This window comes from uncultured Turicimonas sp. (assembly GCF_902477955.1).
GTDB lineage: Bacteria > Pseudomonadota > Gammaproteobacteria > Burkholderiales > Burkholderiaceae_F > Turicimonas.
In genome coordinates this window covers 58575-84646 of record NZ_CABSJB010000002.1, presented here as the reverse complement: position 1 = coordinate 84646, position 26072 = coordinate 58575, and the positions used below count along the sequence as shown (strand labels likewise).

Annotated in this window: 24 protein-coding genes; 13 read left to right on the top strand and 11 right to left on the bottom strand. The window is 44.9% G+C overall.

Annotation, left to right across the window (positions count from 1 at the left end; translation table 11 throughout):
- The first annotated feature begins 15 nt into the window (after positions 1–15).
- The 7 genes from mreC to RDK53_RS01220 all read left to right on the top strand — a co-directional run bounded on the left by mreC (position 16) and on the right by RDK53_RS01220 (position 7384).
- Positions 16–933, top strand: a complete 918-nt coding sequence (gene mreC, locus RDK53_RS01250) for a rod shape-determining protein MreC (protein WP_308512917.1) — start codon at positions 16–18, stop codon at positions 931–933.
- Positions 926–1456, top strand: a complete 531-nt coding sequence (mreD, locus tag RDK53_RS01245) for a rod shape-determining protein MreD (protein ID WP_308512916.1) — start codon at positions 926–928, stop codon at positions 1454–1456. Before mreC ends, mreD begins: the two co-directional genes overlap by 8 nt.
- A gap of 11 nt (positions 1457–1467) precedes the next feature.
- Complete coding sequence (gene mrdA, locus RDK53_RS01240) at positions 1468–3462, top strand: penicillin-binding protein 2 (protein ID WP_308512915.1); 1995 nt, start codon at positions 1468–1470, stop codon at positions 3460–3462.
- 65 nt (positions 3463–3527) lie between these two features.
- Positions 3528–4610, top strand: a complete 1083-nt coding sequence (rodA, locus tag RDK53_RS01235) for a rod shape-determining protein RodA (RefSeq protein ID WP_308512973.1) — start codon at positions 3528–3530, stop codon at positions 4608–4610.
- Positions 4611–4632: 22 nt separating this feature from the next.
- On the top strand, positions 4633–5760 hold the full coding sequence (locus tag RDK53_RS01230; protein ID WP_308512914.1) for a septal ring lytic transglycosylase RlpA family protein: 1128 nt from the start codon (positions 4633–4635) through the stop codon (positions 5758–5760).
- Positions 5760–7181, top strand: a complete 1422-nt coding sequence (locus tag RDK53_RS01225; RefSeq protein WP_308512913.1) for a M20/M25/M40 family metallo-hydrolase — start codon at positions 5760–5762, stop codon at positions 7179–7181. Before RDK53_RS01230 ends, RDK53_RS01225 begins: the two co-directional genes overlap by 1 nt.
- The gene (locus RDK53_RS01220; protein WP_308512912.1) at positions 7178–7384 is read left to right on the top strand and encodes a hypothetical protein; all 207 of its coding nucleotides are present in this window, start codon (positions 7178–7180) and stop codon (positions 7382–7384) included. Before RDK53_RS01225 ends, RDK53_RS01220 begins: the two co-directional genes overlap by 4 nt.
- 103 nt (positions 7385–7487) lie before the next feature.
- Here RDK53_RS01220 and RDK53_RS01215 read toward each other — a convergent pair whose 3' ends face one another.
- The 5 genes from RDK53_RS01215 to RDK53_RS01195 all read right to left on the bottom strand — a co-directional run bounded on the left by RDK53_RS01215 (position 7488) and on the right by RDK53_RS01195 (position 13600).
- A complete protein-coding gene (locus tag RDK53_RS01215) occupies positions 7488–8807 on the bottom strand; it encodes an anaerobic C4-dicarboxylate transporter family protein (RefSeq protein ID WP_308512911.1) in 1320 nt (439 codons plus the stop codon).
- Between the two features lie 569 nt (positions 8808–9376).
- Entirely contained in the window at positions 9377–10072 is a 696-nt protein-coding gene (locus RDK53_RS01210; RefSeq protein WP_308512910.1) for a LysR family transcriptional regulator, read from the bottom strand.
- Between the two features lie 41 nt (positions 10073–10113).
- The gene (locus RDK53_RS01205) at positions 10114–11064 is read right to left on the bottom strand and encodes a DMT family transporter (protein WP_308512909.1); all 951 of its coding nucleotides are present in this window, start codon (positions 11062–11064) and stop codon (positions 10114–10116) included.
- Positions 11065–11079: 15 nt separating this feature from the next.
- Positions 11080–12153, bottom strand: coding sequence for a lyase family protein (locus RDK53_RS01200; RefSeq protein ID WP_308512908.1), 1074 nt, complete (start codon positions 12151–12153; stop codon positions 11080–11082).
- A gap of 13 nt (positions 12154–12166) precedes the next feature.
- Positions 12167–13600 (bottom strand): lyase family protein, encoded by a 1434-nt coding sequence (locus RDK53_RS01195; RefSeq protein WP_308512907.1) that lies wholly within the window; start codon positions 13598–13600, stop codon positions 12167–12169.
- Positions 13601–13873: 273 nt separating this feature from the next.
- Here RDK53_RS01195 and RDK53_RS01190 point away from each other — a divergent pair, with 273 nt between their 5' ends.
- Both RDK53_RS01190 and RDK53_RS01185 read left to right on the top strand, forming a co-directional pair.
- Positions 13874–14683, top strand: a complete 810-nt coding sequence (locus RDK53_RS01190; RefSeq protein ID WP_308512906.1) for an alpha/beta hydrolase — start codon at positions 13874–13876, stop codon at positions 14681–14683.
- Positions 14684–14788: 105 nt separating this feature from the next.
- Positions 14789–15769 carry a DMT family transporter gene (locus tag RDK53_RS01185; RefSeq protein ID WP_308512905.1) on the top strand — a complete coding sequence of 327 codons (981 nt, stop codon included), beginning with the start codon at positions 14789–14791 and terminating at the stop codon, positions 15767–15769.
- Between the two features lie 59 nt (positions 15770–15828).
- On the opposite strand, the gene RDK53_RS01180 is transcribed toward RDK53_RS01185, so the two are convergent.
- The 3 genes from RDK53_RS01180 to RDK53_RS01170 all read right to left on the bottom strand — a co-directional run bounded on the left by RDK53_RS01180 (position 15829) and on the right by RDK53_RS01170 (position 18332).
- Entirely contained in the window at positions 15829–16776 is a 948-nt protein-coding gene (locus RDK53_RS01180; protein WP_308512904.1) for an SPFH domain-containing protein, read from the bottom strand.
- Positions 16777–16787: 11 nt separating this feature from the next.
- A complete protein-coding gene (locus RDK53_RS01175; RefSeq protein WP_066594417.1) occupies positions 16788–17219 on the bottom strand; it encodes an NfeD family protein in 432 nt (143 codons plus the stop codon).
- 150 nt (positions 17220–17369) lie between these two features.
- Positions 17370–18332 (bottom strand): agmatinase, encoded by a 963-nt coding sequence (locus RDK53_RS01170; RefSeq protein WP_066594415.1) that lies wholly within the window; start codon positions 18330–18332, stop codon positions 17370–17372.
- 113 nt (positions 18333–18445) lie between these two features.
- Between RDK53_RS01170 and RDK53_RS01165 the strand changes: the two genes are divergently transcribed.
- Entirely contained in the window at positions 18446–19417 is a 972-nt protein-coding gene (locus tag RDK53_RS01165) for a LysR family transcriptional regulator (RefSeq protein ID WP_308512903.1), read from the top strand.
- 108 nt (positions 19418–19525) lie between these two features.
- On the opposite strand, the gene RDK53_RS01160 is transcribed toward RDK53_RS01165, so the two are convergent.
- Positions 19526–20965, bottom strand: coding sequence for an aspartate ammonia-lyase (locus RDK53_RS01160; RefSeq protein ID WP_308512902.1), 1440 nt, complete (start codon positions 20963–20965; stop codon positions 19526–19528).
- A gap of 138 nt (positions 20966–21103) precedes the next feature.
- Between RDK53_RS01160 and RDK53_RS01155 the strand changes: the two genes are divergently transcribed.
- A complete protein-coding gene (locus RDK53_RS01155) occupies positions 21104–22069 on the top strand; it encodes a LysR family transcriptional regulator (RefSeq protein ID WP_308512901.1) in 966 nt (321 codons plus the stop codon).
- A gap of 25 nt (positions 22070–22094) precedes the next feature.
- Here RDK53_RS01155 and RDK53_RS01150 read toward each other — a convergent pair whose 3' ends face one another.
- Complete coding sequence (locus tag RDK53_RS01150) at positions 22095–23075, bottom strand: LysR family transcriptional regulator (protein ID WP_308512900.1); 981 nt, start codon at positions 23073–23075, stop codon at positions 22095–22097.
- A gap of 228 nt (positions 23076–23303) precedes the next feature.
- Entirely contained in the window at positions 23304–24380 is a 1077-nt protein-coding gene (locus RDK53_RS01145) for a substrate-binding domain-containing protein (RefSeq protein ID WP_308512899.1), read from the bottom strand.
- A gap of 204 nt (positions 24381–24584) precedes the next feature.
- On the opposite strand from RDK53_RS01145, the gene RDK53_RS01140 reads away from it, so the two are divergent.
- On the top strand, positions 24585–25760 hold the full coding sequence (locus RDK53_RS01140) for an alpha-hydroxy-acid oxidizing protein (RefSeq protein ID WP_308512898.1): 1176 nt from the start codon (positions 24585–24587) through the stop codon (positions 25758–25760).
- Positions 25761–25769: 9 nt separating this feature from the next.
- Positions 25770–26033 carry a cytochrome c3 family protein gene (locus tag RDK53_RS01135; protein WP_308512897.1) on the top strand — a complete coding sequence of 88 codons (264 nt, stop codon included), beginning with the start codon at positions 25770–25772 and terminating at the stop codon, positions 26031–26033.
- Positions 26034–26072: the final 39 nt, after the last annotated feature.

Here is a 26072-nt window from a genome sequence, read left to right as displayed (position 1 = left end):
CGGTAATACAAACTAATGGCAGCACCCACTCCTGGTAAGAAGTTCTTCGGACCGAAGCCCTCTTCTGTAACCAGTTTTGCTTTCTTTGCAGTAATCTCCGTCCTTCTGATGGTTGTAGACCATCAGATGAGGATGATGGAGCCGGTCAGAAGCGGCTTGTCCGTTGTTTCAAATGCTGCCTACAACACCCTGAACGCGCCTGTAAGGTTAGCTGAAGGAGCGGCAGATCGTTTGCGATCCAAATCTTCCATGATTAAAGAAAACGAGCGGCTTCAGGAAGAATTGGCTAGGAACAAGGTTCTGATCTCTCGTCTGACAACCTTGGACGAAGAAAACCGTATTCTCAAGCAGATGCTCGTTCAAAAGAAGACTTTGCCGGTTCGTTCAGAAATGTTTTCCGTCAGAAGAGTTTTGTCTGACGGCTTCACACAAAGATTCCAGATCGACGGCGGCTCTAACGACGGATTGGAAGTCGGTATGCCGGTCGTCTCTGATCAAGGTTTGGCAGGCCAGCTGATGCATGTTGCTCCTCGAGCCAGCCAAATCCAGCTTATCCAAGATAAAAACCAAGAAGTCCCGGTTCTCTTTGTTGATTCCGGTGTCCGCGGCATAGTCCACGGAACCGGTGACGATACGAGACTTCAGACCCGCGATCTGCCGTATACGGATAAAATCAAAGTCGGCGAAAAAGTCGTCACCTCAGGTCTTGACGGCATTTATCCGAAAGGTATCCCTGTCGGTACCGTCATTTCCGCTGTTCCGGGCGAAACAGGTGCTTATGTTGAAGTCACGGTTGAAGCTCCGAAGAGCATCGGCAAACAGGATGCTGTTTTGGTTTTGATGGTTGATCCGAATGTTAAGCCTCTGCCTAGCATGGACGCAGAGGAAGAGAGCGGAGACGGTCAGACAAGAAGGAGGGCCCCTCGTGAGTGAGTTCTCTAAAGGCTATGAAACACGGCGCAGGCCCGATCGGACTTTCTTTGATCCGGCTTTTTCCAGCAATTATTGGATTTACGGTTCTATAGCTCTGAGTTGGGGTATCGGTCTGCTTCCTTTTACGGAGTGGCCTTTCTTCCCTAATCTGCTGGTGATGACATTGGTTTTTTGGGGCATATATCAACCTCAGAAAATCTACTACTGGCTGGCATTTCTCTTAGGCTTGTTGGTAGATACAGATTCGGCGGCTGTTTTCGGACAAAATTCCTTAGCTTTTTGCTTGGTCGTATTCTGTGCGGAAGCTATGAGCCAGCGTCTTCAATGGCTGCAGCCTGTGGGTCAAGCCATTAATATTCTGCCCGTCTTCATGATTCCTCCGATTTTGCTGGTTATTGAAAGCTTCTGCTTCGGTTCTCTGCAAATTGACTGGGGATGGTTTACGCGCGCCTTAATGGGTGTAGTGCTCTGGCCAGCTTGGTGTTTTATTCTGACTCGTCGTTTTATCTCTCTCAAATCGTAAGGTAGAACGCAATGGCGACTCGCTTAACGGCCGAAGAACTAAAACAAATCTCTACTTTTCGGAGAAGATCGATATTCTTCTGTTTTGTCACGATCATTCTCTTTTTGCTCTTGGCCAGTCGGTTCTTTTACCTGCAAATTCTTGAGTACGATAATTTCATCATCAAGGCAGAAGCCAACCGAAAAACAGAAACTGCTCATCCTCCGCGCCGCGGCATCATCATGGATAAGAACGGAGAGCTGTTGGCAGCAAACGAGCCAATCTACACCTTGGAAATTACTCCGGGGAAGGTAGTTGGGCTTGCCAAGACAATTGAAGCCTTGGAAAAAATTATTCCAATCACTAAGTATGACAAGAAGCGTTTTTATCGTTTAAAGGACGAATTGCCTCGTTTGAGTCCTGTGCCGTTAAAGAGCAATCTGACCGATGAAGACGTTGCGAGGTTTATTGCACAGGCATGGAAGTTTCCCGGCGTTGAGGTTCGTTCGCGCATGCATCGCTACTATCCGCAAGGAAAGGATGCTGCACACGTCGTTGGTTATATCGGACGTATCTCGCAGCGTGATCAAGCAGCTTTGGAAAAAAGCGGCAAAGAAGCTGAGTACTCCGGAACTCTTAACATCGGCAAACTCGGTCTCGAACAAAGCTACGAAGATGTACTGCACGGTAAACCCGGTATTGAAGAGTTGGAGGTTCGTGCTTCCGGACGTCCGATTCGGTCTTTATCTAAGAGTCCTGCAACCTCCGGTTCTAACTTGATTCTTTCTCTGGATATGGGTTTGCAGAGAGAAATTACTAAGGTTTTGGACGGCAGAAGAGGTGCCATCGTGGCGATTGAACCAGCTACCGGTGACGTGCTGGCTTTTGTCTCCAATCCTAGCTTTGACCCGAACCTATTCGTCGACGGTATTGATCAAGAGACCTGGGATGAACTCAATAACGATGAGGATAAACCGCTGCTTAATCGAGCATTGAGAGGCGCTTATCCAATCGGCTCCACCATTAAGCCCTTCTTGGCACTTTCTGCTGCACAGTTGGGGGTTAGAGATCCGAACCGCGTTATTCAAGACCGCGGTACTTTCCAGCTCGGCAACCACACTTTCCGAGATTCCACCCATGGAAGAGGCTACGGGCCGGTGGATATGAAGAGATCGATTGTGGTCTCAAGTGACGTTTATTACTACTCTTTAGCTCAGGACATGGGCATCGATAAGATTCATGATTCTTTGGCTCCTTTCGGTTTCGGTCAGATTACGGGCATTGACTTGAAAGGTGAGGTAAGAGGCATTCTCCCGTCTAAAGAATGGAAGGAAAAGAGATTTAAGCGCAAGTGGCTTACCGGAGACACCATTTCCGTTGGTATCGGACAGGGTTATAACGCCTTTACCATGCTTCAGTTGGCCCATGCGGTTGCAACTTTGGCTAATGACGGGGTAGTCATGAAGCCTCACTTGGTTAAGAAAATTGAAAATCCGACAACCGGAGAAGAGGAGTACGTAGCCAGAGAGCCGGTAGGAAAGATTCCATTTAAGCCCGAATACCTGAAGTTAGTTAAAAGTGCGATGCATGAAGTAACGAAGAAGGGTACAGGGCGTTCGACTTTTGCCGGGGCTCCCTACGAGGTAGCCGGAAAAACTGGTACCGCTCAGGTCTTAGGTATTAAGCAAGGTGAAAAATACGATAAGAACAAGATTCGTGAAAGACATCGTGACCACTCTCTCTTCATTGCTTTCGCTCCTTACGATAAACCGGTGATTGCTTTAGCCATCTTGGTAGAAAACGGAGGCTTCGGTGCGCAAGCAGCAGCTCCCGCAGCTAGAAAGATTTTGGATTACTACTTAGTAGAGCGTTTGAAGGCCAAAGAAGAAGCTGCACAGCAGAAAGAAGAGGCAAAGAAGGAAGACAAAAACAAAGAAAAGGATAAGGAACAAAAAACAAAGAAAGTGCAGGCTGTTCGTAAAACTCCTACTAAAACAACTCCGGAAACAAAAGGAGCTCAACGATGAACCTCTACAAGAATTATTACGGAGATGCACCCGTTCCTTGGTATAAAAAGGCCGCTATCGGCTTAATGGAGTTTTTGTTGGCCATTGACTGGCCTTTGCTTGTGATTGTTTCTCTTTTGACTGCAGTGGGCTTTGTGGCGCTGTATTCTGCCGGCTACAGCTTCCCATGGCGTATTGAGGGGCAAATTCGAAATATTGCTGTTGCAGCGGCTGCGATGCTGGTGGTTGGCTTAGTCCCGATGAAGTGGGTAAAGAACATGTCTGTGCCTATTTACGTCATCGGGATCTTACTGCTGCTGGCAACTTTGCTGTTTGGCGTCACCATTAAGGGTGCGACGCGCTGGCTTGATATCGGAGTGGGCCGAATTCAGCCTTCCGAGATTATGAAAATTGCCGTCCCTCTGTTTATTGCCTGGTATTTCCAGGTGAGAGACGAATACTTGCGGTGGTGGGATTACGTGATTGCATCCCTTTTCTTGGTCATTCCTGTGGCATTAATCTTGAAGCAGCCTGACCTTGGAACTTCTATCTTGGTATTCTGCGCCGGTTTTGCGGTCATCTTTTTTGCCGGACTCAGCTGGAAAGTTTTGGCGGCTTTAGTCTGCGGTGTTTTGGTCTCGATCCCGATTGCGTGGACTATGATGTACGACTATCAGAGACAGCGCGTGCTGACTTTGTTGGATCCGAGTTCAGATCCTCTCGGTGCAGGCTTCCATACCATTCAAGCCATTATTGCGATTGGGTCAGGCGGGATAGTCGGCAAAGGCTGGATGAACGGTACACAAGCTCACCTAGACTTTATTCCGGAGAGAACCAGTGACTTTTTATTTGCCGTTTACTCGGAAGAGTTTGGATTTTTGGGCGATGTGGGTCTTCTGATTTTGTATTCGGCTTTGATTTTCAGAACACTTTACATTGCCTGCCGTGCTAAGACCTTATTTGAGCGCTTAATTGCGGGTGCAATCGCGGCAATCTTTTTGATGTACTCTTTCGTGAACATGGGCATGGTCAGCGGAATTTTGCCCGTGGTAGGCGTACCTTTGCCGTTTATGAGCTATGGCGGAACGGCATTTCTTATACTCGGTATTTGCTGTGGCTTGTTGATGCGCATTTCTGCCGGAAGCAGAAGAAGACCGCGCAAGAAATAGTTTTTGTTGTCAGGAGAGAAGGATGAGAATCGTAGGTTGGATAGCGATATTTGCTGCATTTTCACTTCTTACGGCTTGTTCTTCAAATAAAGGCGGTAAGTATTTCGAAGATGACGGTCCTCCCGGAGTATTTTCTTTATCGAAAATGGACATGCGTGATGCCACGCCGGTTGTCGAAAAACCCATTGCTGCCACTAACAAACCTTATACGGTGATGGGCAAGCGCTACTATCCCGTCACCGGGGATAAGTCCATGGTTCAGATCGGCTACGGTTCTTGGTACGGTAAAAAGTTTCATGGTAAGAAGACTTCTTCGGGCGAAGTCTATGACATGTACAAAATGACGGCCGCCCATAAGACAATGGAACTTCCGAGCTACGCTAAAGTGACGAATCTTGAGAACGGCAGATCCGCTATTGTTCGCGTTAATGACCGAGGTCCTTTCTTGCATAACAGAATCATCGATCTGTCTTATGCTGCGGCGACTAAACTTGGCTATGCCGGTAAAGGGACGGCAAAATTAAAAGTAGAAAGAATTACGCGAGAGCAAATTGCCAAGGGTGAATGGGATAATGATTCCGCAGTCCGAAAGACTCTTCTTGCGGCAGCTCCGGTTATTGTGCCGATACTGAAGTCCAACAGCAAAACGGCCACGGCCGCGGAGACTGTTCAGACCATTTCCGAAGCCTCTGAAAGCGACTTGGCAGACCAAGCCATCAGTCGTCTGATTCAAGAAAAGAAAGAGCCGACTCCTATCCTTACAGCAGAGACTATCTCGGTATCTGAGGAGAAGGCACCGGACCAGAACAATAAGTCAGAAGTGAAATATATCGAGGAAGGCGTGTTTGTCATGGCTGACGGCTCTTCGGGGGTCGGTAAGGTAGAAAAGGTCGTTCACAAGGCCGAGGCGAGCGGTTATTCCGTTCAGTTGGGTGTTTTTAAATCACAGCCTAATGCTGAGAACCTCAAAAAGAAGATTGAATCCGTTTTGAAGGAAAACACTCTTCCAACGGCTAAGATTGTGGATAAGGATGGTTTATATCGTGTGTTAGTCGGCGGTAACTTTCAGCACGATGCGGCTAAGGAACTTAGCCTGCAGCTTAAAGATCTGCTCCATCAAAATGCCGTAGTAGTCAAGGATATGAACTGATGATAGAGAAAATCTTCGAACAAGTTAAAGATAAGTGGAATCAGACGACAGAGCAAGGCATAAAAGATTTTATTGAGATTCCGGCTCTCTCTCCTGATTTTGATAAAAAGTGGGAAGAAAACGGAGTACTTCTCAAGGCCGTAGAGTTTGCTAAGGATTGGGTTGAGAAACAAGATATTAAAGGTCTCTCCACGAAAATCGTTCAAGAAGAAGGCTTTCCTCCGTGTCTTTACGTAGAAATTGAAGCCAGCGAGGGAAACACGGCAAAAGAGTCTGTATTTCTTTACGGACATTTGGATAAGCAGCCTCCCAACCTTGGCTGGGATGAGGACAAAGGTCCTTGGAAACCCGTTGTCCAGGACGGAAAACTTTACGGCCGCGGCGCTGCCGATGACGGTTATTCCTTCTTCTGCTCCTTATCCGCAGTGAAGGCATTGCAAGAATTAAATATTTCTCATCCTCGCTGCGTAGGCCTATTTGAAACCTGCGAAGAATCGGGCTCCGCTCACTATGAAACCTATCTGAAGCATGTAGAAGAGCAGTTGGGCGATATTGGTCTGGTTGTAGCTTTAGACAGCAGCTGCGGGGATTATGACCGTTTGTGGATTACAAATTCTCTCCGTGGAATGATTGGCGGCGCTATTAAAGTCGAGGTGCTGAAAGAGGGAGTTCACTCCGGAGAGGCCAGCGGGATTGTTCCGAGCTCCTTTATGATTCTCCGCAGTTTGCTTGACAGAGTCGAGGATTCAAAGACCGGAAAAGTCATTGGCATTCCTTTCCACACTGTTTTGACAAGCGATATTCTCAAGCAGAGCAAGAAGATTGCCAAGATTTTGGGTGATAAAGCTTGGGAGCAATTCCCGTGGGCCGGCGAGACTTCTCCGCTCTGTGATGAGCCGATGGAATGCATCTTGCGCAGAAATTGGGAACCGGCATTGACGGTTACCGGAGCCGACGGGATACCTTCAGTAGAAAACGGCGGAAACGTTTTAAGACCTTGGACGAAAATTAAGATTGGCATGAGACTGCCTCCTAACGTGGAAGCTTCTTTAGCATCTCAGGCATTTAAAGATGTTGTTGCGGCACATCCACCGTTTAATGCCAAGGTAGATTATGAGCCCGTTGTGATGAGCAACGGTTGGGTCGCTAAAGAGCCGAAAAAGTGGCTGAAGAAATCTTTCAAAAAAGCGTCTAAGTCTTTGTGGGGCAATGATTTCTGTTATTTAGGAATGGGTGCTTCCATCCCACTGCTCAACGTCTTCTCCAGAGAATGGCCGAGTGCTGAATTCGTAGTTGCAGGGGTGTTAGGGCCCAAATCGAATGCGCATGGTCCCAATGAGTTCCTGCATATAGATTATGCTCAGAAGCTGACAGCTAGTGTGGCATATATCATTGCGAAGATGGCAAAGGCAGAGGAATGAGAAGAGACGTAGTAACGCAGGTAATCGTAGAGTATTCGGACGGATGTGAAAATTTCGCGACCAAACTTGAGGCTGAAAGATTTATCAATGCCAATTTGGATATTGAGGAGCCTCGAGCCGCATGGCTTGAAGAAATTAACGGCAAGAAGAAATACGATTATCGGTTAGTAGAAGACGGCGGAGAGATCCACTTAGTTGATTAATCTAGAGAGGAATCCTTAGAGGAATCATTCAGACTTTCGATCTTCCGATCATAAGAAACCCGGCCGCGGCCGGGTTTCTTTTAGCTAGTTCGTAAAGCTTGTATTAGATTACGAAAACTTGGACGATTGCAAAGGCTGACAACACTGCAATGGCAACCATCAAAATTCCGGGTAATTGGAAGGAGTGATTAAGGACGTATTTGCCAATGTGAGTAGTGCCCGAGCGGTCCATACCAACGGCAGCCAGTGCGGGGCCAGAAGTTGGGAGAATGAACAAGCAGTTAACGGCCGGGAACATTGCAATTAAGTACCAGGGGTTGATCCCAAGAACAAATCCCAGAGGCATGATGGCACGAGTAGTAGCACCTTGACTTGACAATAAGGCAGACATGCCGGCAAGAATGAATGAGAACAGCCAGGGGGCGGTTTGAGCTAATTGCCCAGCAACCTGAAGGAAGATTTCTTTATTAGCAGCGATAAAGGAGTCAGCCATCCAAGCAACACCAAATACGCACCCGAGAGAAACTACAGCTGCTTCCATGACGGGGCTCTTAACCACTTTTTTAACATCAGGTTTGCAGAAGAGCATCATAAAAGCGCCGGCTGCTAGCATAACAGCTTCAATCACAAGTGCCATCCCAACGCTCTTCGTTTGACCCGGAAGAACTCTTAATTCAGGGAAGAAACCGGCTGCAACGATGACAACGATGGCGCCCAAGAAGATAAGAACAGACCATAAGGCTTGCGGAGGAAGTTTGTGATTTGAGATGGGCTGAGGAGGGAGAACCAGACCGGCTTTAAGACGAGCTTGGTATTCTGGATCATCGTCTAAACCCTTACCGAAAAGAAGGCAGATTGCAGAGCCAAGAACAACGCCGATTAAGCAGGCTGGGAAGGTAATCATCAAGATTGAGCCTAGGCCAATATCTCCATGATTGTTTTGAGCAAACAAGCCAATCATAGCAGCCATAGCAGCGGCAATCGGGCTAGCAGTAATACCCACCTGACCTGCAACAGCAGTTCCGGCCATAGCCTTTTCAGGACGTACACCTGCGTTGTAAGACACTTCATAAACCACTGGCAGAATAGCGTAGACAGCGTTTCCTGTACCAGCGAAGAATGTTAGGAAGAAGCTGACAACCGGAGCGATAACTCCGACCATTTTTGGTTTTGCGCGAATGATGCGGGCAGCAATTCTAACAAGAATGTCTAAGCCGCCGACAGCTTCCATACAGGCTGCGCACATGCAGACAGCCAAAATGATGAGCATAACGTCGATCGGAGGGGCAGTAGGAAATACACCGAAGCATACGCCCAATACAACTAAGCCCAAACCGCCCCAAAAACCTAGAGCTAAGCTCCCGTGACGGACGCCCATGAAAATGGCTCCGAAGACGATAAGTAGTTCAATAAGAGTAATCATAAAAGCAGAAGGTACAGAGTCCTGAGACCTTCTTCCTCCTTGGATTGATAGTTGTTTTAGAAAGATGGTGCCCAAATATTCTCAAGACCTTAAATATTTGGTTCATATCCATTTTCTGAGAACCTCTGTCCGTTTGCACTTCTAATAATCCAAATTACATCGTGCCTATAAATTTGATTTATGGTTAGAGCAACGGGCGGATGATGCGCTCTTCAATGGAATGACACCACTCTAAAAGCGGGGATACGAGCAGCCAAGAAAATGAAGAGAGGTTTCTTTTTTAATTAAGTTCTACTTAATTTGTTTAGCTAGTTGAAAGAGTTCGGTATATTTAAAAAGTTCTTTTAAAAGCGGTTTAATTTCAGATTGAAGAACCGATTTGCATACCGACTCAATGGTATTCACTTCTGAGATAAAAAAATTCTCTTTACTCATCAAATAAAGGTGCCGGTCAAAACTTCCTTTAGGAAGCGGAAGTAAAGACACGCTAAGTTTGTCCTTTCGCGAAGCTAAGAGTGTTGAAGGGCGCGTTATCGCCCAACCTATTCCTGATTCAATCAATGAAATCATTATTTCATCAGAATCAATTTGATAGGGAGAAAAAAATGAAGCCTGGAACTGCTTAAGAACCTCTCATTCAGTCTTTTTGCCTCACTCGATTCTGATGAAGAAAGAAGAGGCAGCTCTAGCTTTTGAAGGTCTTGCCAACTCCATTGTTTTTCAATTTCTCCAAATTTCGGAGGAAGGACAATTAAGGAAGGTTCCGTGAAGATCTTTCTACGGTAGAGCCCGCTTATTTCATCAAAGGAACCGCTGACCAAAATTACATCCAACTCGTTTGATATGAGCTTCTTGATAAGAATTCCTGAATTTGCGGTGATCTGTGAAAACTTAGAAAGACTGTCTCCAAAATGATTAATAAGAGCAGGGACGATGAAGCGGCATACACTGTCAACACAGCCAAAACGCAATGTAGGACGCAGATCTTTCTGAAGCCGCAGTTTCTTAATTTTTTCATCGATTGCTGCAGACATTACTAATAATTCTTCTCTCAGAAGTAGAGCTTCTGGCGTAGGAACAATCGGACGTTTAGTTCTGTCAAATAAAGGAAAGCCAAGTTCTGATTCAATCCCTTTAATCGTTTTGGATAGAGCGGATTGTGAAATACCCACAGTCTCGGCTACATTGGAGAAACTTTGTGCCTCACAAAGAAGAAGAAAAGCACGCCAGCTCGGCTTCAAGGCTCCGGTTTCTTGTAGCTTCATGAAAATCTGCTCCCCATTTCTTCCAATGAGAAACTAGTGTACTAGACATCGGGAATTGTTGAAGAGCTCTGTATTTGCGAGATTTCTTGAGCCTTTGGATTAGAAGGTTTCTTCGGCTCTTTGGCAAAAAATACCAGAACAATGATAGATAAAAGGACGGAGGCAATTCCAAGTAGGGTTGTAAGCGAAGTTTCCTCCTTAAGAAGGAAGATACCCCAGCAGACGGCACCTAAAGGCTCGGCCAGACAAAGAGTGGATGCGACGGCAGGACTTACAAGTCTGGCGCCTGAGGTTAAGAATGCAAATGCCATTCCTCCTGTAAATATACCGAGTCCAAGACAAACGAATATTCCGTTTAAAGAAGAGTAGGTCCAGGAAATAGGAAAGATAAAGAGGACGGGAGAGAGTGCTACGGCAATGATGGCAAGAATCAGCATAACTGCAGCATCGCTATCCAGCTTATCTCCGAGTTTTGAGCTGAAATTGATGTAGGCAGCATACGTCAACCCGTCGGTGAGAAGTATCAGGATAAAGAATAGTCTGGACTGATTTAGGTCGCCCCCATTGATAAGCGCGACTCCCGCTATGGCTAAAAAGGTAGCAGCGTACCAAGCCCTGGGGGGAGAAATCTTGAAAAAAATTCTGGAAATAATGGCAGCAAATATCGGAGCCGAACCAATAGAGATCACAGCACCGGCAGCTACGCCGATATTGGCCATTCCCGTGAAGAAGCAAAGCTGACCTATCAGAAGGAAAATTGCACAGATGAAAAGTGATTTCCAAGGCAGGTCTTTGTAGCTATGGGGAAGCTTTTTAAAAGCTCGGCACCAGAAATAAAGGAATAAGGATCCGATGATCATTCTCATCTCCGTGATGATGAATGGATTGGACCCTTCCGGGGCAAGAGCTTGTAGAGTCCCGCTGATGCTGAAACAAAGCGCACTTAGCAGAACAAGAAGAACGCCTTTGATATAAGAACCACTGATATTCATTGTGACCTCTGAAAACTAAGCCTTTTTGTTAATTTCCACGCCGCTAATGCATAGGTTGGTAAAGCAGTCAATGGAACGCCTTAATAGTTCAACGCTTTGAAGGTAAGCTTTTAGAGAGAGAGAGGAGGTAGAAGCTGTCTCTAGCCATCCTGATTTGAGAGACATGCTGATGCCGGCGTGATCTGCATCCACTTGATCACATGTTCCGTAAATCATTTCTGCAATAACTGGATTCAGCTTTCCGGGCATGATGGAAGAACCGGGGGCAACTGCCGGAAGTGTTATTTCACTCAAGCCGCCTCTAGGACCGGAAGCTCGAATTCTGAGGTCGTTTGCAATTCTCCAAACCTGCGTGGAGAGGCCTTGCAGCAGAGCGTGCGAGTTAAGCAGTTTTACTCCAAAGTTCAAGAAATCTAAGTGTCCCGGCAGATTGTCTAATTTAAGATCAAACTGTTTTTCCAGTTCTTGTCCCAGAGCCGGTTGGAATCCCGATATGTTTGTCGGAGCCTCCTCTAAACCAGGTCTGTAAGAGGTTAAATAATTAATATTCCAGCGGCTAAGTGAGCAGCCAATAAGTTCGGCTTGTTCGGAAATACCTTGCTCGAATACCTCGAATACGCTGGAGAAATTAATTTCATCTGCATCCCTCAAGTGGTCTCTGGCACATGTGCATTCTCCTGAAAAGACTTCGGCTTTTTGTAAAAGCGTCTTTTTTAGATTGGTTGTTGAGTCAAGCAAAAGCCGAAGTTCTCGAAGAATGACACACTCTTTGGCAGTTAAGAAAAGCGCATAGGGAGAATATCCCGCAGTTAAGGCCTCTCTGGCCTCATGCTGTAAATTTTCCGGAATTTTGGATATGACGTCTTCAAGGATTTTCTTTGTCAAAGAAAGATCAGAAACTCCTAAGATCTTCCAATCAAATGAATTCTGCATAACCTCTTGAATAGCTTCTTCAATTGCTCGAGAGGTGTCTTCAGAAACGAGTCCGATTTTGGATTTTGCGGTTCCAATTACCTGAAGGATGGAGAGTATGGCACGAGGATATTCAGGGTAAGCGGACCATGTAATTGAGCTGGTAAGGTTTTTCATTTTGTGCCTCAACTTACTTAATGTTTCTCAAGGAGCCGTATTTGGCAAACATCTGTACTAACGCCTCTCTGTCGGTCAGTTTTTGAATATCGAATAGATCGTTTGCTTGCTCTTGAGTCAGAAGATTTTCTTCCAAAGCAGCCTCTCGACAAGAGATGCCTTCATTCCAAGCACGATGAGCAATTCTGGTACCGACCTGATATCCGAACAATGCGCTGACCATCGTGGCCAAAGATGTTGACATTTCTGCATTCGTATTTACTTTTTCTTCATTTACTGTGATGCCGGAAATACAATCTTCTGCGAAGATTTTGAAGCCCTCCGTAATGTTGTCCAATGTTTCCATTAGACCCATGAAGCTTGGACTGTCTGTGATGGCTTCATCACTGTCATTTTCATTGACTGTTAAAGTAGCAGCCTGATCGGTAATAATGGACTGCTGCATAATTTCGAACATGAGCTGAGGCACCGAGGAATAATCCTCGTCTGCTTTTTGGGGAAGATTGATTTCTCCGAAACCGTGTTTCGGACCTGATGAAAGGATACAGAGATCTTTAGAAATTCTTCCTGCCGCACAGCAAAGAGCTTTCAACAGACCTGCGAGGACAAGTGAATGGTCACAGTTTTGCATACCGTCAAAAGCCGCACTGTCCTGAATGACTTCCTCGTCCCATGAAGGCCACTGAACTTTCCAACCTAATACCTGGGAGAGGTTGTCCATAATATGTTCGGAATAGCCGGGCATTTGGCCCATTCCTGTACCGAGGACTGTTGCGCCTAAAACTACACTCGTGTACTCATCGCGATAGTCAGCAAGTCTGTTCTTCAAGCGATGAATCATGTGCTGCCAACCGCCAAAAACTTGACCGAAAGTATTGGGTACGGCATCTTGTAAACAGGTCCGACCGAGCCTTACGATGTTTTTGAATTCTTTAGCTTTGTGACCTAACGCGTCTTCCAACAGCTGGACGGATTCTAGGGCCTCGCCAATCTGTCTGTATAGAACAATGGACTGTACGGTCGGATAGACATCGTTGGAGGACTGACACATATTCACATGAGTGTTGGGATGGACTTCTTCATAGCCCTTGTGGCCAGTCAATATTTCATTGGCTCTATTAGCAATGATTTCATTGACATTCATGTTGGCCCCTGTTCCGTGTGAGCGCCAAACATTGATTGGAAACTGATCTTGGAATTTACCGGCAATAATTTCATCACAAGCTTGAACGATGACTTCCGCCTTAGCTTTCTCTAAGGCACCAATTTGTTGATTAGTTATTGCACAAGCTTTCTTTATCTCTGCAAGGGCTCTCTGGATTCGTGGAAGTTCGCAGAAAGTGTGATTGGTGACGTTGTGATTGGCTGCGCATCTGACAGTTTGAATGCCGTAATAAGCGTTGTCAGGAACCTCAAGCGTTCCTAAAGAATCTTTCTCTAATCGCATGACGTTGAACCTAAGATAGTTTGTTTTCTAAACTTTAAACTTAAGTACGAAAGGTTTTCTTTTTAGAATTAAAAAGACTACTAACTATAACTATACTTCATAATAAAAACAGACTACAAAGAGTCTAAACATATAGTTCATTTTTGAGAGGCCGAGGAAGTCCTGCTACCTCGGTTAAAGAACCAAAGGTCATGGATATACCTTAGGCACATTTGTAAGCCAAAAGATTAAACTGAAAAGACTTTCCCAAAAATTTCCTCATCGGAGAAGAGAATGAGTTTTTTATCTGATATGACTGAGAGCATGTTTTTCCGAGGAACATCGCTCCCTTATTGGAGCGCTCAGCATTACGGGTTAACAGCTGAGTATGGTGAGGCATCCATTTCAGATAAAGAGTCGGTTTGCTATCAAGTTCTTCAGCCAAGGTTATCTAAAGGGCAGTCTTGCAGAGGTTTTGTTCTTTTTTTCCATTCGGGGCAATTCAACATGTCCTACAACTTGCAGCAAGTCGCTTATTTGGCATTGGAAGGATATGCAGTAGGTCTCTTTGATTATCGCGGTATCGGCCATAGTCAAGGTTCAACGACTCTTGCCGGTATTGCCGCAGACGGGGAAACTGCTTGGAAAGCCATAAATGAGGTTCCGGGAAATCTAGAAAAATACTGCATGAATCGTTTGGCTGTTCTGGGCCAAGGCGTAGGCGCAGATGCCGCCCTTCGTTTTGCTGCCGCTCATCCAAGCGAAGTGAAAGCGTTGGTTGTTGAGTCTATCTATGCGACCAGAAAAGGTTGGCTCAAAGAGAGGTACGGGCCCGTTGTTGGGGATGTGATTTCTAAATTACTTAAATCCGACGCATTGGAGCCGATGGAAGTACTTCCAACGATTCAATGTCCGTTAGTGGTTGTTAAACCTCAGAAAGATGACTTCGTTAGAAAAACGGAGCAGGCGTTGCTATCGGCAGTGCTGCCTGAACAAGCTGAAGTTTGGGACGTCCCGGGAAAGAGTTACCTTGGAGTTTTTTCAGACAACAATTCACCTTTTCGAGGCAGACTAGCAGAGTTCTTAAAACAGTCCTTCAAGTAGCCAAAGCATAAAAATTATTTATTGAACTTCCTTAAATTTTTAAATAAGGGACACCTAAGCAGCTGAACAATAGTACAGTGGTATCTCCTTCGGAGAATATAAAAAATGCTGTTAGGTGTTGGATTTGGCCTCCTTGCTTGTGCTCTGTGGGGCCTTACTTACTTGCTCCCGATTGTCCTTCCGGGCTATGACACTTTATATATTTCTATTGCAAGAGCCATAGTTATGGGGCTGACTGCGTTACTCGGACTTTGGATCCAAAAGGCGTACCTTTCTAAGATCAGTTTCAAAGATTGGAAGTTCGCTTTTGTGCTGACAATGATTGGCAACCTTATTCAGCCGTGGTTCCTGTTTACAGCGATTCAGTATGCAGGTGTACCTCTTGCAGCAACTTTCTTTGGCTTAATTCCTGTGCTGGTCGCTATTATTGCTAACGAAAGAGACCGGAAAAAAGGCAAACGTTACCTGCCTAATTCTCAGTTAGTTCTCCCGCTCGGCTTGATTCTTCTCGGATTGGCCTTTTCTAACTATAACGGCCTAGTTGAGTCCTTTTCTTCAGGAAATAGCGCGGTGAATTTTGCCATCGGAACCGCTTTTGCAATTGCATCAACGGTTGCTTGGACTTGGTACCCTATCAAAAACGCGGATTGGCTGTTAGAACATCCGAAAGTTAGCCCGGTGTTTTTCACAAGCATGCAGTGCAGTCTTCTGCTTCCTTTCGGGCTGGTTTTATATGTACTGGTATGGTATCTGAAGGGCGATATGCCCCAGTTCTTAGGCCCTCAGCCGGTCGACTTCGTAGGATGGAGTCTTTTTGCCGGTGTCATGTGTTCTTTTGTAGCAACGGCACTCTGGAATGCTATGAGCCAAAGAGTTCCGACAGCTCTCGTTGGTCAGATGCTGGTTTTCGAAACTATTTTTTCTGTGGTATGGGCCCATGTCTATGAGTGGAAGCTTCCTCCGGTCTCTCTTGTGGTTGGAATGGCCTGCCTTGTCGGCGGAGTTGTTTACGCATTAAAACTTTTCAGTGCTCTGGAAGAGAAAGATAAAAACGAGATTGTCCACGAATTGCCAACGGAAATTTAGAAGAAAAATTGGATGGAGAAGTTGGTCTTAAAACTTCTCTCATCCAAGGAAGGAAGAAATTACTGTTGAGCTTTGGTTTCTTTGACGATAGTCATGGCAGTGGCAATCATTGAGCCCATGTCGGCAAAGTTAGCAGGCAGAAGCATGGTATTGTTGGTTTTAGCGACATTTCCAAAGGCTTCTACGTATTTTTCCGCTACTTGAAGGTTAACGGCAGCTATGCCGCTTGGCTGGGCAATTGAGTCGGCCACTACACGGATGGCTTCAGCTTGTGCTTTGGCAACTGCTTCGATGGCTCTGGCCTCTCCTTCCGCTTTATTAATTGCAGCTTGCATTTCACCTTCCGATTGTGCGATTAAAGCGGCACGATTGCCTTCCGCAATATTGATTTCCTTTTGTTTTTGGCCTTCTGATGCCGCTACGACCGCACGTTTTTCCCTTTCAGCGGTAATCTGAAGCTGCATGGCTCTAAGAATTTCTTTTGGCGGTGTTAGGTCTTTGATTTCATATCTTAAGACTTTAACGCCCCACGTTTGAGCTGCTTCATCTACTGCCTGTACGACTCGCGCGTTAATTTCATCACGTTCTTCAAATGTCTTATCCAAAGACATGGTTCCAATAACACTTCTTAAAGAAGTTTGAGCTAGCTGGGTAATCGCCATCACATAGTCTGATGTTCCATAGCTGGCCAGCTCAGGGTTTGTGACTTGAAAATAGAGCACTCCATCGACTTGAAGTTGAGTGTTGTCTTTGGTAATGCAGATTTGGCTCGAGGTATCTAAAGGAATTTCTTTAAGGGAGTGACGGTAAGCGATTTTGTCAATTAAAGGGATGATGAAATTCAGACCCGGTTGCAAAACGGCATTAAATTTTCCAAAGCGTTCTACGACCCAAGCATCTTGTTGGGGAACTACCTTCACGGATTTGTAGATAAAAATGACGGCAAAGATAATTAAAACCGGAATGAGAGCCCCCCACTCCAATAACACAACATTTTCTGCTTCCATTCAAGTTCTCCTTATTTGTTATTGATAAATTTGATGATTAGTGTGTTTCCGGTCATGCCGATTATTTCCCATACGCCCGGAGTTGGAAGGTTCCCTTTGAGAGGGACGGCTTCCCAGTGAGACCCTCGGTAAAAGACTTTAGTTCTGCCGTACTTATCCCAATAATGGACTTCTACAAGCTGTCCTTCATTAATATTCTGAAGCTTTTCGGAATTGATTGTCTGCTTTAATGAGCTCTTCCTCCGGAGGCTGTAGAAAAGTACACCGATGACTGAAAATAGAACAAATCCCCAAGCTTGAGCTGTGAAAGAGTCTGTAAAAAGAGAAACCAGAAAAGCCAGAGCGGCTGCGATGCCGAGGATAAGAAGATAAGCCGTTCCGAGAAGCAAATCAGCGCATGCCAAGGATATGGCACAGATGAGCCAAAGATAAGTTAAGTTCATGCTTGTTCCTTAGGATTATCGTTTTTTCTAGTTGTTCTTTCCATGATAATGGAATGGTTCTCTTTGTCTAGAGAAGACTTTTCCTAGGAGAAGCCCTAAAAAAGAAAAGAGCGGCTTTCAACCGCTCTGTGCTTTTGTTAAGAAGAAAAGTTATTCAGCTTTTTTGTTTTTCAGTAAGCCTTTCTTTTCTCTTTCTTTCATGATGAAGCCCATGAAAGCCAACATGGTCATAGCTCCCAGTCTTGGAGTGATGCCTGTCGGATCATATTGAGGAGCAACTTCAACTAAGTCAAAGCCGATAACGTTGCCTTTCTTGGCGATGCCTTCAAGAACATCGGTGACAAAGTTGTAGTTCAAGCCTCCTGGAGAAGGAGAGCCAACACCAGGGGCGGTGCTCATGTCGTATCCGTCAATGTCAATGGTCACAAAATAATTCTTGGCTTCCGGAATCATCTTGATGACTTCCTGTGCTCCGAGTTCTAATGCTTTACGAGAAGGAATAACAACAGAACCATAGGCATAAGCGGCTTGAAAGTCTTCTCGGGTATTGCTGCCTAGACCTCTCATGCCGATTTGGCACATCTTTGTGAAATGTGGCATCTCGGAAATCATTCTCATTGGACTTCCGTTCGTCCAAGTTCTTTTTCCGAAGTCCAAGTGCGCATCAAATTGCACGATGCAAATGTCATCGTACATGTCCATTGCCATGGCTTGAGGGATGGTAACAGAGTGGTCTCCGCCCATCATGACAGGAATTGCACCTTTAGAAACGATCTTCCTGACAGCTTCTGTGACGTTTTCAAAGCTCTTGTGGAAATCCATCGGATCCATATCAACGTCTCCGGCATCAACTACTTTGACCGGTGCTTCTAAATATTGCTCCATTCTTTCCGGATCCCAGAAACCTGCGGGACCACGGCCGTAATGACAAGATACTTCACGGATTCTTCTTGGCCCGAACTTAGCACCGCTCAGGTAAGGAGCACCCATGTCGTAAGGAATTCCCATGACAACCATGTCGGCGTCGTCGATTTGGTCAAGATCGGTACAGATGGGATATTTAGCAAAGCTGGCAATGCCAGTAATAGGAAGATTGTGAATTACTTTCGGCATTCTTAGTTCCTTGAAAAATGAGGATTATGAAAAAAGTGTAGTTATTTATAATGAATTTGTGAATTAGAAGTGATTAATTTAATTAATAGTATTAGCGTTTACTTATGATGGCTATGGAAAATGATTCGCTCTTAGAGGATTCTCTTTTAACAAGGAATGCTGCAATTTTTCTTGAAGCGGCAAGCTCTCACTCTTTTTCTTCCACTGCACAGCGTCTTCATGTCTCTCAGTCGTCAATTTCTCAGTCGATTAAAAGCTTTGAAACGAAACTGGGCTTCAGACTTTTTGAAAGAGACGCTCGTCCGTTACGACTGACGCATGAAGGAAGGCTATTACTTGCTGGTTTAGAAAAAGGTACACAAGAGTTAGGTGCCCTTTTACATCAGCTAAAAAACAAAGGTCAGACAAAACCTTTTTTGAAACTTGGAATGTTGGAATCTGTAGGTTCTTTCATAGGTGCGGATGTGGCCAAGGGGTTGTCTCAGGACATCAATGAGTTGGAAATCAAAACCGGTCCCTCGGATCGTCTTTTCTTCGCCCTCCTTAACCGTGAGATAGAACTCGGGGTTCTTTCCTCTCCAGTACTTTCTGACGATTCTCTTGCCTGGGATTTTTTATTTGAAGAGCCATGGGTACTTATTTTCCCTAGAGGCTTTGAAGTTCCTTCTCCTCTAACTTGGCAAGTGTTAAGCAAACTGGAACTCCCGTTCGTTCAGTATGGGAAAAATACTGCAAACAACAGAATAATCTCAACGTTTTTTGATCGTCTCTCTCTTCGGTTCTCCACGCGCTATAAAGTGGAGGATACCAATATGATCTTGAAATTCGTAAAGGCCGGTTTGGGTTGGGGACTCGTTCAGCCCTATGCTGTTTCGTCATTGGTTGGTTTGGAAGAGGTAACCATAGTAAAAGCACCCTCTCCGATATCACGGAGGAAAGTCTTTTTAGTCTCTAGAAATAGCTTTGACAAAGAATTGTTGGGGACCGTGAAGAACCTTCTTATCTATCTTATGCAAGAGAAGATTAAAGCCGAACTTTGTCCGATAATTCCTTGGATTTCAAGCGAGTATTTATTTGCAGAGTGAGACAAAGAAAAAAAAAAGAGCCTCAGGCTTCAGGACCGAGGCTTGAGCTTTTTTATGGATTTCAAAAAGCTGGCATAAAAAACAGGAAGAAAGGAGTTTTCCTAAAAATTAAATAGCGTGCTTTTCTTTCTTGAAGGCGTCAACGACGGGTGCCATTGCATGAGGATTTGTCATCAGCATTGGATCAACCAACTTCTGCGCTTCTTCTTCAGTCATCAGACCCATTTCAATAACGGCTTCCTTAACTGTCTTATTGTTAGCTTCACAATAGTGAGCAACTTTTACGCCCATCGGATAGCCCAAAGCCGTAGCAACAACGGTTGATAGGGCGATAGAAGAGTTAGCTTCTTGGGCGCATCTTGCAGCGTTGGCTTTAATACCGTCTACACAATGAACACGCAAGATTTCAATTTCAGAGTTGACTAATTGGAAGCTTTCGAATAAGCATTTGTAGAATGTCGCATCCCAAACATTAAGGTCAAGTTCGCCTTCATCGTAAGCCATCGCTATAGCAACATCATTGCCGACAACCTGGTGAGAAATCTGAATAACCATTTCCGGAACTGTCGGATTGATCTTACCCGGCATAATGGAAGATCCAGGAGAAAGGGCCGGTAGTTGGATTTCCATGAAACCCGATCTTGGCCCAGAGCTCATAAGACGTAAGTCTTTGCAGATCTTAGACAAGGTCATGGCAACTTCTTTGACAGCACCGGACATTTCTACGATAAAGTCAGGATTTTGGAATCCGTCGAAGAGATCTTCCATCGGAGAAACTTTTTCACCGTATTGTTTGGTTAGCTCTTCATAGATAGCTTCTTTGTAGCCTGGTGCAGCGCTGAATCCTGTCCCAACAGCACTTCCGCCCATAACGATTTCGAAGCAACCCGGACGGAGATGTTGGAGTTTTCTAACCAAGCGTTCTGTAACGGATGCAAATCCGCCGAATTCTTGACCGAGGGTTAAAGGAAGCGCGTCTTGCCAGCATGTGCGGCCGACTTTAACGATATCTTTGAATTCTTCCTGTTTGTTTCTGAAGGATGTTGCAAGCTTGGTCAGTTCGCAGATCATTTTGTCTACACGGCCGATCATTCCAAGGTGTGTGGCAGAAGGAATGGTGTCATTTGTGGACTGTCCCATGTTCACATGCGTATTCGGGTGAACCTTGGATGTGCCTTTTTCGCCTGTAAGGATTTCGTTTGCACGGTTGCCGACAACTTCATTAACGTTCATGTTAACGCAGGTATAGCCGCCGCCTTGCCACATATCAAGCGGGAATTGATCGTTATACTTTCCTGTTAAAACTTCGTCACAGGCCTGGGCGATTGCGTCTGCAACTTCTTGAGGCATTGCACCAATACGGCCGTTTGCTTTGGCTGCAGCTTTCTTGATCTGAGCTAACGCATAATGCATGTCGGGATAGAAAATGACAGGGAGGCCTGCACAGCCGGAAACTTTTTCCATGCGGTGCGTCTGGATGCCGTAGTAGTCGCTATCGGGGATCTGCATTTCACCGAGGCAATCTCTTTCAGTTCTGAAATTCGTCATTTATTTTCTCCATTGGATTCGAGAGAGTAAGCATAAAAATCTTTCTTGAATATGATTCTGTCAGAACTCTTCTTACCGGTCGATTAAAATGAGAAATACAATAAAGAAGATTCAGTTTTTCTTAACTTGGCTCCGCTTATGACTGAAAAAAAATGGATTGAAACTGATTTGTTAAGAGTCTTTTTAATAGTTTCAGAAGTTCGGTACTTGAAAGAAGCAGCCCATCGGTTGAATCAGACACCTTCGGCTATCAGCCAGAGCATTAAAGCCTTAGAAGAACATTTAAAAGTTAAATTATTTGAACGAGATTCTCGTCCGATGACTCTTACCGCGCCAGGGCGTCGCCTTTATTCTCAAGGCCAGGAGCTGATGCGGCTTTCGGAATCTTTGTACGATGAAATCCAAGATGAAGGCAAAAACTTAAGTTCTTTACGCCTCGGCCTAAGTGAATCTGCAGCTGGATCCTACGGACCATGGCTGATTAGCGATTTAAAAGGTAAAACTCATGAGCTGGAAGTTCAGTCCGGCTTAACTTATCCAATGAGCAGAGCTCTTCAAGCAGACAAAATCGATATCCTTCTTTCCCCTGAGGGACTTTTCGAAAACAATAGTTTCGAGAGGCTGGATTTGTTGGAAGAGGACTTTTTAGTCATCGTAAAGAAAGGAAGAGGAAAATTTTCAACGCTAAATGAGTTCCAACAGTTTGCTCTTACTCATCCTTTGATTGAATACAACAAACAAAGTTCCGACAGAATTCAAGTCGACAGAATTCTCCGCTCAATCGGAATGCATGCAAAAGTCCAGACCGCTGTCTCCACAAGTTATCTTTTAGTGGGTTTGGTGGCGGAGCTTGATGGATGGTCTATTGTTACACCCACAAATTTATGGACTTCCAGTAACTTCGTTCAAGATGTGGACTTTTTCACCATACCTGGGCGTCAGATGAGAAGGCAGTCCTGGATTATAGGAAAGAGCGGGGCGAGCAATCGGATGAGAACTGTGGTGCATGCAGCGGCAAAGAAGGCTATTCAGGATAACCTCATGCCAAAGATGGACAAAATTGTTCCGGGTCTATCATCATTCATCCATCTCCTGTCCCATTGATTAAGTATGCGTGATTGTTGCCGGCTCAGCTGGTGCAATCATCATGCAGATGGATATGCCGTAACAATTCGGGCCACTCTTTAGCAATTTGAGGAAAAATTTCTTTTTTGAAAAGTTCTATGGAAACCTTTCTGATTCTTTCTGCGATTGACGCATATCCATGTGACTGATAGAGAACAAAGTAACGACGGGTAGCTTCTACATTGAATTTAAAAAAGCTGACTTTGTTAGAAAATTCTTTTCCCATCCATATGCTCAACGGCGGCAAAATGCACCATCCTCTTCTGTTGGAAATGAGGGACATCATGGCTTTGTTTGTATCAACTTCGATGCGCTGCACATCTTTAAAATGAAGTCCCCGATAAATTCTCTCGGACTGAACAAAATCGAAAGTTTCTTTGCCAAACCGCAGGTAAGGAAGATGTGACAGTTTTTCGTAAATTTCTTTGTAACAAGGACTTGGGCACGCAAGTATATCTTTAGGAACCACAAAGAGAAATTCTTCAGTCAATAGCGGGAGAGCTTGAACGTTTTCTACTCCAATCATTGAATCGGAGGCCAATGCAATATCAATCTGGTTGCAGGAAAGCATCTGTGAAATGGTAGGGGTGCTTCCGGTTTTAACGCTTAGATTCTTGGTGAATTCTAAGGCAGCATTCATAAGACTGGGGCTCAGGGCAAAGCTCATGCAGTCTGAGCATCCCATTCTCAAATCAACCTTATGGCAGACAAGGGAGCTTTTAATTGATGGGGTGAGGCAATCAAATTGTTCTAAAAGATATGAGCCTCGATTCCACAGCATTCGTCCCGCTGTGGTTAGTTGAATAGGGCGGGTATTCCTATCAAAAACACTGGTACCAAGTATGGTTTCAATTTTTTTGATAGAGGCAGAGACCGCAGGTTGAGAGACACCGAGCGTCTGTGCGGCTCGACTCATGTTGCAGTCTTTTGCGGTCTCGAGAAATATTCTTAGACAGCCAATATCCAGCCCCGAATCTACAGTCATTTGTTCACTCCTAATTGGGCTATTACTTACCCCCATTTCCACGGGATAGTAAATACTGAAAGACTTTATCTAAGTTTTATCATTATTTGGGGTAATGATTGGTCTAACTGCGGGTAAAACCTAGTAGCACTTGCCTATGAGAGAGGAATTTCAACATCTGGATCTAGTGATTCTAAAGCTCGGAATTATGTCCGAGCGAAATATAAGTTTTCTGTTTTTGTTGAAAGCTTATTGAAAAATTTCTTCCGGACTGAGAATTTCTCCGACGTGGGAAAAGTCATAGCCCTGCAGCTGCTTCGAGTATGGCTCCCAATCAATGCCTTTTAAGAAGGATAAGAAATCTGTTCCTTTTTGAGAGGCTAAGAACTCTTTTTTGCAGGCAAGGTAATAGATTTCCTTTGCTAACGGAATGAAATCCAAGTGGAACTCTTCTGCGACATTGGCAGTACAGATTCCGGCATCAGCTCTGCTCGAAGCAATGGCAACTGCCGACATGGACGTCGATGCCGAGTAATTATCATATCCGCAGATGTCAGAGGAGGAAAGGCCTGAGGCCTGTAAAAGCTTGTCAAAGAGAAGGCGCGTACCGGTTCCTTCCTTGCGGTTGATAAATTTAGCTTTTTTGAAGGCAATATCCATGATGGAATAGATCTTTTTGGGGTTGCCTTTTGGTACGGCGAGCCCTTGGAGACGAGTTGCAAACGTAATTACGGCCATGCTCTCAGGGTTCAGATAAGGCGAAAAGATTTTGCATGCTTGACTGTCCTTTCCGGAGGAAAGAGGAAAGTTAAAACCGGCAATATCGCACTCATGATTATTCAAGCTTTTCAGCCCCTCAAGACTGGAACTGAAATTAACTTCCAGGTCTTCTCCTTTGTCAACGGCGATCTGGCGGAGAATGTCTATTGCCATATCCGGACAGCCGGAAATCTGGATTGGATTCCAGGTTTCCTTGATGGCTCTGGAGAATGTTTGCGCTATCCCTGCCTTCAAATCTAAAAGCTGTTTGTGATATTTGGCTTGAACCTCTTTATTCGCCCATAGAAGTCTTTCTGCAAAAGGCGTTAATTCTCCGTTCTTTCCTCTTCCACTGACCAAGAGATCAGCTCCAAGCTCTTTCTCCCATTCTTTGACTTCATTCCAGAGATGACGATATGAGTAGCCTAATTCTTTAGAAGCTGCGGTTAATGAGCCCGTGCGCTTAACAGCGTCAAGTAAGTCTAAAAGAGGATTGCTTAAAACTAATTTTGAATTTGGTTCTTTCTTAAACAAGGAGAAATTAAGTCTTACTTTGATAGGAGTCATTTGCAGAAACCTCACAGGAGAGAAATGTATTTTACTTCATAACTTTGGAATCAGATGTTTAATAACAGGATTTTGTTAGGGAAATTTTTTAATAAATTCATTTTGTATGAACAAAATATTCCTGTGTAATAATGGTAAATATGTACTTTACTTCATAATATGTTTTAATTTATTATTACATCGTTCATAACCAAGGAGAACATTATGGAAGAAAAAAACGTTTTTATTACACGTCGTACTATCCTCAAAGGTTCTGTAGCTTCTCTTGCAACATCCGCTCTGGCAGGAGTAGGTACTGTCGCGGCAGCTCAAGAAAAGACTTCTCAGATCCGTCCACTGACCGGAAAGATGACTTATGAAGAAGTTCGTAATCGTGCACGTGAAATGATGATCCCGCGTTGCTATGTCTGTCCGGAATGCAACGGCAGAGGACCTTGCGTAGGCCAAGTACCGGGTTTCGGAGGTATGGGAGCTTCCCGCGGATTCCAAGCTAACTACGATTCTTTGGCCGCTGTTCAATTGAATTCACGTGTTGTACACGGTGTTCATGTTCCAGATACCTCCATTGACTTTTTCGGTACCAAAATTTCCATGCCGGTTATCGCAGCTCCGACAGGAGGTACAACCTATAACATGGGCGGAAAGTTAACTGAAGCGGAATTTGTGAATGCTATTTGCGGCGGATGCAACCAAGCCGGTACATTGGGTGCTGTTGCTGACGGAATCGGCGATCCGCTGGATGTCTACGAAAAACGTCTTCAAACTTTGAAAGAACACGGCTACAAAGCCATTGTCGGATTAAAGCCAAGACTGCAGAAAGATATCATCGAAAGAATGAGATTGGCTGAACAGGCCGGAATTATCGCTTTGACTATTGATTTGGACAGCGCAGGCCGTGCAGCTCGTGCAACAAAAGGTCAGACCGTTGAACCGAAAACATTTGAACAACTTAAAGAACTTGTTAAAGCTTCCAAGCTTCCGTTGCTCTTCAAAGGCATTATGACTCCGGATGAAGCAGAGTTGTGTGTCAAAGCTGGTGCAGCCGGTATCGTAGTTTCTAACCACGGCGGCAGAACACTTGCTGACACCCCGGGAACCGCTGCAGTTCTTCCAAAGATTGCTGATGTTGTGAATGGTCGCTGCTTCATTATGGTTGACGGAACGCTTGCCCGTGGTACCGATGTTGAAAAATATCTTGGTTTGGGTGCTCAATGTACTTTGGCAGGTCGTCACTTTGTTAGAGCAGCTCATGGCGGATTGGCTGATGGTGTAGCTCTGTTTGCAAACAAGATCAAGAATGAATTAGCTGTTGCTATGGTATTGACGGGGGCACAAACCATCAAAGACATTAACCGCAACATGGTTGTCATTCCGGATTAGGAGTGCGCTATGAATTTTTTTAAACTAGGTTCCTGTCTTTCCTCTTTGGCTTTTGCTGTATGTGCGTTTGCTGCACCTGTTGCACAGAATCACCAGCTCAAAGGCCTGAGTTGTGAAGGATGTCATTCTCAAATGCCATTCGCCGATTACAACAAATGCATCGGATGCCATGGAGGAAAAGAAAGGCTTAGTACTTCAAATCCTCAGCATTCCGCATTGAAAACCGCAGATGTTCCATGTTCCGTTTGCCATAAAGGACATCAAGAGCGTTAACTAAAAATCTGCTGTCTTTGGAACAAGGTAGCAGACAAA